The organism is Halorubrum sp. AJ67, assembly GCF_000513435.1.
The window spans coordinates 5,964-12,733 of record NZ_CBVY010000009.1 but is presented as its reverse complement, the minus strand read 5'-3'; the positions used below and the strand labels follow the sequence as shown (position 1 = coordinate 12,733).

The following is a 6,770-nucleotide window of genomic DNA, read 5'->3' as shown; positions in this document are numbered from 1 at the left end:
ACCCCGTCGAGGGCGCTCGACACCTCGTCGGCGTCGAGGCGTCGGCCGCGGTCAACGACCTCCTCGTCGGGTGGCTCGCGGAACACGCGAGCGCCGCCTTCGAGTAGGACCGACGGACGCCGCGGAGCGACACCCGACTCCCTCCGCACCTCCGCGTCGTCGGCCGGCGCGTCCGACGCCGCAACCGTTTTGTCGCTCTCGCCGAACCGTTCAGTCGATGACTCGCCTCCGGTTCGCCCTGTTGAACGCCGCCCACGACGGCGCGAACACGCGCCGGAACTTCCGCAGAGAGATCGACGCCGACCTCGTCGAGTTCGACGCCACCGCGGGGGACCTCCCCGACCACACCGAGTTCGACGGCGTCGTGGTGACCGGGTCGCGCTCGTCGGTCTACTGGGACGAGGCGTGGATCCCGCCGCTGGTCGACTACGTCGCCGAGGCCGCCGACGCCGGCTGCCCGGTCCTCGGCGTCTGTTACGGCCATCAGGTGCTCGCGGAGGCGCTCGGCGGCCGCGTCGCCGGGATGGACGGGTTCGAGATCGGCTACAACGAGATCCGCCGGACCCGCGATGATCCGCTGTTCGAGGGGTTCGACGACTCCTTCACCGCCTTCACGACCCACGGCGACGCGGTGGTCGAACTCCCGCCGTCCGCGACGCTTCTGGCCGAGAACGAACACGGCGTCCACGCCTTCCGCGACGGCCACTGCTGGGGCGTCCAGTTCCACCCCGAGTACGACGTCGAGACCGCCCGCGAGGTGACCGACGGGAAGCGCGATCAGATCGGCGACGCCCGCGTCGACGCGGTCCTCGACTCGATAACGCCCGCGGCGTACGACGCCGCCTGCGAGGCGAAGGCGCTGTTCGAGAACTTCACCGCCTACGCCGAGCGACTCGCGAGCGACGAGACCGAGCCGGCCGCCGCGGACGACTGAACGCCCCGCTCTCGTCGACGCGGTCCCGTCCACCGACGCGGACGCGACGCGGCCCCCGGTCGAACACCCTTATACGCCTCCCGGACCGATCCTCGGTATGAACGTAGTACCGGACACGAGCGCGGTCGTCGACGGCCGCGTGTCCGAACGCGTCGCGGACGGGACCTACGAGTCGGTCACCGTGTTCGTCCCGGAGGCGGTCGTCGGCGAACTGGAGTCGCAGGCGAACGACGGCCTCGAATCCGGCTGGGACGGGCTGGGCGAGCTCAAGCGGCTCGCGGACTACGCCGACGACGGGACCATCGAACTGCGGTACGTCGGCGAGCGCGCGAGCGGCGACGCCCGGTCGAACGCCCACGAGGGCGACGTGGACGCGCTGATTCGCGACCTCGCCGCCGACCACGACGCGACGCTTCTGTCCAGCGACGTGGTCCAGGCCGAGGTCGCCCGCGCGAAGGGACTCGACGTCGAGTACGTCGAGCCGGTCGCCCGCGGCGTCGTCGACGACCTCCCGATCCAGGAGTTCTTCACCGACGAGACGATGTCCGTCCACCTCAAGACGGGCACCGTTCCGAAGGCGAAACGCGGGAGCCTCGGCGAGATGCGCTACGTCGAGATCGACGACGAACCGAGCAGCGAGGAGCAGATGCGCGAGTGGGCCAACTCGATCGTCGACCTCGCCCGGCAGTCGAACGAGGGGTTCATCGAGCTGTCCGACGACGGGATGGACATCGTCCAGTTCCGCAACTACCGGATCGCGGTCGCGCGACCGCCGTTCGCGGACGGGATCGAGATTACGGCCGTCAGACCGATCGCGAAGACCACCCTCGACGACTACGAGTTCGCCGACGAGCTGCGCGAGCGGTTCACGGAGCGTAAACGCGGCGTGCTCATCTCGGGGTCGCCCGGGGCCGGGAAGTCGACGTTCGCGCAGGCGGTCGCGGAGTTCTTGAACGACAGCGACTACGCGGTGAAGACGATGGAGAAGCCGCGAGATCTTCAGGTCGGCCCGGAGATCACCCAGTACGGCGCGCTCGGCGGCGAGATGGAGAACACCGCCGACTCCCTGCTCTTAGTCCGCCCCGACTACACCATCTACGACGAGGTGCGGAAGACGAACGACTTCGAGGTGTTCTCGGACATGCGGATGGCCGGCGTCGGGATGGTCGGCGTCGTCCACGCCTCCCGCGCCATCGACGCGCTCCAGCGGCTCGTCGGGCGCGTCGAGCTCGGAATGATCCCCCAGATCGTCGACACCGTCGTCTACATCGAGGCCGGCGAGGTCCACACGGTCTACGACGTGACCACGGAGGTGAAGGTGCCCGCCGGGCTGACGGCCGAGGACCTCGCGCGCCCGGTCATTCAGGTGACCGACTTCGAGACGGGTCGGCCGGAGTACGAGATATACACGTTCAACCGACAGGTCGTCACCGTCCCGCTGAACGACGAGGGCGACGAGGCCGAAAGCGAGACCGGCGTCGGCCGCATCGCCAAAAAGGAGATTGAACGCGAGATCCGCTCGGTCGCGCACGGCCACGTCGACGTGGAGCTGAACGGCAACGACGAGGCGGTCGTCTACGTCACCGAGGGCGACATCGGCACGGTGATCGGGAAGGGCGGCGGCCGAATCGCCGACATCGAGAACCGCCTCGGGATCGACATCGATGTCCGCACGCACGACGAGAAGCCGGGCGGGTCGGGACCGAGCCCGACGGGCGGTGCCGCCGAGAACGGCAGTGGCGAGGGGCAGGTCGGCACCGAGCGCGGGACGGTGGTCGCCCCGGAGATCACCTCGCGGCACGTCGTCATCGACGTCGACGACGGCGTGGGCGAGACGGTCGAGGTGCGCGCCGACGGCGAGTACCTCTTCACCGCCACCGTCGGCCGCGGCGGCGAGGTCCAGGTCTCCCGCGGCTCAGCCATCGCCGAGGAGCTGGAGGACGCGATCGACCGGAACCGGACCGTGACGGTTGTTCCGGCTCGCTGAGACTGCGAGACCAGAGAACGGCCGCCCGCCGCGGACGTTTCCGAAGCCTGTCACGTCGTCGTTCGACGCTGCGGCACACCACGATCGACGAAACGTATCCCTCCTGAAAGATAACGCTTTTTTGCCGTTGGTCGGAACGACGTGGTATGGCCGATGAGTTAAAACGCGGGCTCGAGGGCGTCCTCGTCGCGGAGTCGGATCTGAGCTACGTCGACGGCGAGGTCGGGAAGCTCGTGTATCGCGGGTACGACATCGAGGACCTCGCTCGCGGCGCAAGCTACGAGGAGGTGCTGTATCTGCTGTGGCACGGTTCTCTCCCCACAGCCGCGGAACTCGACGCGTTCGCCGCCGACCTCGCGGCGGAGCGCGAGGTGGACGACGACGTCATCGAGACGGTCCGCGCCCTCGCCGACGCCGGGGAGCGTCCGATGGCGGCGCTCCGAACCGCGGCGTCGATGCTGTCCGCCTACGACCCGGACGACGACGAGAGCGGCGACGACGGCGAATCCACCCTCCGTCAGGGCCGCCGGATCACGGCGAAGATCCCGACGATCCTCGCCGCGTTCGAGCGCGTCCGGCAGGGAGAGGAGCCGATCGCGCCCGACCCGGACCTCTCGCACGCCGGGAACTTCCTCTACATGCTTACCGGGGCCGAGCCGGACGCCGTGAGCGAGGAGACGTTCGACATGGCGCTCACGCTCCACGCCGACCACGGGCTCAATGCCTCCACGTTCACCGCGATGGTGATCGGCTCGACGATGGCGGACGTCTACTCCGGCGTCACCGGCGGTATCGGCGCGCTCTCCGGTCCCCTCCACGGCGGTGCCAACCAGGATGTGATGGAGGTGCTCCACGAGATCGACGCCTCCTCGAAAGACCCCGTCCAGTGGGTGAAAGACACCCGCGACGCCGGCGGACGCATCCCCGGGTTCGGCCACCGCGTCTACAAGGTGAAAGACCCCCGCGCGGTGATCCTCGAAGAGAAGCTCCGAGACCTCGCCGAGTCGTCGGGCGACACGAAGTGGCTCGATTACACCACCGCGATCGAGGAGTACCTTACTGATCAGGGATTGCTCGACAAGGGGATCGCCCCGAACGTCGACTTCTACTCCGGCTCCGTCTACGACTCGCTCGGGATCCCTGTCGACATGTACACGCCCATCTTCGCGATGAGTCGCGTCGGCGGGTGGATCGCCCACGTCGCCGAGTACCAGGAGGACAACCGCCTCATCCGCCCGCGCGCCCGGTACACCGGCCCTGAGGACGCCGAGTTCGTCCCGATCGACGAGCGGTAGGCGTCGCGTTCGCCCCCGACTCCGGTTCCGCCCCGGTCCCGTTCTTCTCACTCGAACGCGGCGATCCCCGTCAGGTCCTCGCCCAGTACCAGCGTGTGGATGTCGTGGGTCCCCTCGTAGGTGTAGACGGTCTCGAAGTTCGCCATGTGTCGCATCGGCGAGTAGTCCGTCGTGATCCCGTTGCCGCCGAGCATCTCGCGGGCGATCCGCGACTGGTCGCGGGCCATACGGACGTTGTTGCGCTTCGCCATCGAGACGTGTTGGGGCGTGAGATCGCCGCGCTCTTTCAGCTCCGCGAGCCGGTGGGCGAGCAGCTGGCTCGTCGTGATCTGCGTCGCCATCTCCGCGAGCTTCTCCTGTTGGAGCTGGAACCGAGCGATCGGCCCGCCGAACTGGTCGCGGTCGAGCGCGTACTCGCGGGCCTGCTCGAAGCAGTCGCGGGCCGCCCCGACCGCGCCCCACGCGATCCCGTAGCGCGCCTGCGTGAGACACGACAGCGGTCCCTTCATGCCGCTCACGCCCGGAAGCACGTTCTCCTCGGGGACGTAGACGTTCTGGAGACTGATCTCGCCGGTGATCGACGCGCGCAGCGAGAGCTTGTCGTCGATCTCGTTCGTCGTGACGCCGTCGCGGTCGGTCTCGACGAGGAACCCGCGAACGGGGCTCCCCTCGGCGGAGGTCTCCCGCGCCCAGACGACCGCCACGTCCGCGATGGGGGCGTTCGTGATCCACGTCTTCGAGCCGTTGAGGACGTAGCCGTCGCCGTCGCGCTCCGCGGCGGTACCGCTCCGATCCGAGCCGCTCCGCGGCTCGCGCTCCGCCCGCGTCTCCATCGCCGAGGGGTCCGAGCCGTGGTCCGGCTCCGTCAGCCCGAAACAGCCCACCGCCTCCCCGGTCCCGAGGTCGGGGAGCCAGCGCTCCTTCTGTTCGTCGCTGCCGTACGCGTGGATGGGGTACATCACGAGCGCCCCTTGGACGCTAGCCATCGACCGAAGCCCGGAGTCGCACGCCTCCAGCTCCTGCATCAGCAGGCCGTAGGCGGTCTCGGAGACGTTCGGTAGCCCGTAGCCGTCGAGGTTCGAGCCGTAGAAGCCGAGCTCGCCCATCTCCGGTATCAGCTCCGTCGGGAACGTCCCCGCCTGAAAGTGGTCGCCGATCTCCGGGCGGACCTGTTCGTCGACGAACCGACGGGCGGTGTCCCGGATCAGCCGCGCCTCCTCGTCGAGGTCCGCCTCTAATCCGACGTAATCGAGCATGATCGTTCCTGCGCGTCGAATCGGCAAAAGCGGTTCGCCCCGAGTCGTCGTCCCTTCTCGTTTCAGACGTCGAGCCGCTCCCGTGCGAACTTCGTCAACAGCGGGAGATCGGAGAGGTGGAGCAGCTCCGCCATCGCCGCCTTATCGCCCTGATTCGCCTTTTCGAGCGTGTTCTCGTCCGTCCGACGGAGGTCGCGCATGAACCGGTCGTACCGCTCGTTGGGCGCGAGATACAGCAGTCGCGTGAGCATCAGCCGCGCCTTCATCCGCGGGGCCACGTCGCGGTGCCAGAGCCGCTCGTAGACCGCGAGGCTCTCGGCGTCGAGGCGGCGCTCCGAGTCGGTGAGACACCGGTCGACGGTGGCCGCCGCGGCCCGGGCCGACTTCATCCCCGTGTGGACTCCCCTCCGCCCCACAGCGGGTCGATGGAGGGGACCGTGTCGCCGATAGCGAGAAAGTGGTCCGTGTGCATCCCATCGGGCATCTGGATGTGTGCGGAGCCGCGGTGGACCGTCTCGTCGATCTGCTCGGCGTCGGCGAAGCGGGGGTCGCGGCTCACCCAGTCGTCGAGGTAGCCATCGACGGTCTTGCCCGCCTCGGCGAACTCGCGGTGGCGGTCGTTCTGGATGTAACAGATGCCGACCTTCGCGGTGTCCTCGCCGGTGGCGAAGATCCACGAGTAGCCGCCCGGCGCGATGTCGTGGTCCAGCCGGAGCATCATCGCGCGCCGGAGGTCGGCGTACTCCGGGTGGTTCATCTCGACGTTCTCCATCTCGTACTCGATCCCGATCGCCTGGTTCTCGCGTTCGAGGTCGACGACGTCGAGCGCGCTCGCCAGCGGGGCGGCAGGACCGGTGGCGTCGATCACGACCTCCGCGTACAGCTCCTCGTCGCCGTTGTATCGGACGCCCTCGATAACGCCGTCATCGTCGAGGATCGGGCGCGAGACGCGGGCGTCGAAGCGGTACTCCGCCCCGTTGTCGCGGCCGTCGGCGACGAGGAAGCGCTTGAACTCCGCGAACTCCAGTACCGCCCCCGGCTGGTAGCTCTCGTAGTACTCGTTGGGCGACTCCAACACGACGTCGTCGGTGTACGACATCACGACATCGTCCGGGATCCCGAACGAGGACATCATCGACGGGAACGTGCCGGCGGTCGACTTGTTGCTCTGTCGCGGGAACTCGTCTTCCGACTCCGTCTCTAAGACGACGACGTCGTAGCCGCGCGTCGCCAGGTCGCGGGCGCACTGCGCGCCCGCCGGACCCGCGCCGGCGATCGCGACGTCGTAGCGGTCAACC

Annotated in this window: 4 protein-coding genes and 2 pseudogenes; 4 read left to right on the top strand and 2 right to left on the bottom strand. The window is 68.5% G+C overall.

What is annotated here, in order from left to right:
- The 4 genes and pseudogenes from BN903_RS16725 to citZ all read left to right on the top strand — a co-directional run.
- Window positions 1–107 (top strand): annotated as a pseudogene (locus BN903_RS16725) (alpha/beta hydrolase); the annotation flags it as partial.
- 110 nt (window positions 108–217) lie between these two features.
- Complete coding sequence (locus BN903_RS09065) at window positions 218–934, top strand: type 1 glutamine amidotransferase (RefSeq protein WP_048077433.1); 717 nt, start codon at window positions 218–220, stop codon at window positions 932–934.
- A 97-nt stretch (window positions 935–1,031) separates the two neighbouring features.
- Complete coding sequence (locus tag BN903_RS09060; RefSeq protein WP_048077432.1) at window positions 1,032–2,921, top strand: PINc/VapC family ATPase; 1,890 nt, start codon at window positions 1,032–1,034, stop codon at window positions 2,919–2,921.
- A gap of 146 nt (window positions 2,922–3,067) precedes the next feature.
- Window positions 3,068–4,216, top strand: a complete 1,149-nt coding sequence (citZ, locus tag BN903_RS09055) for a citrate synthase (protein ID WP_048077431.1) — start codon at window positions 3,068–3,070, stop codon at window positions 4,214–4,216.
- Window positions 4,217–4,263: 47 nt separating this feature from the next.
- On the opposite strand, the gene BN903_RS09050 is transcribed toward citZ, so the two are convergent.
- Both BN903_RS09050 and BN903_RS09045 read right to left on the bottom strand, forming a co-directional pair.
- Complete coding sequence (locus BN903_RS09050; RefSeq protein WP_048077430.1) at window positions 4,264–5,472, bottom strand: acyl-CoA dehydrogenase family protein; 1,209 nt, start codon at window positions 5,470–5,472, stop codon at window positions 4,264–4,266.
- A 62-nt stretch (window positions 5,473–5,534) separates the two neighbouring features.
- Window positions 5,535–6,770: pseudogene (locus tag BN903_RS09045) on the bottom strand (digeranylgeranylglycerophospholipid reductase); the annotation flags it as partial.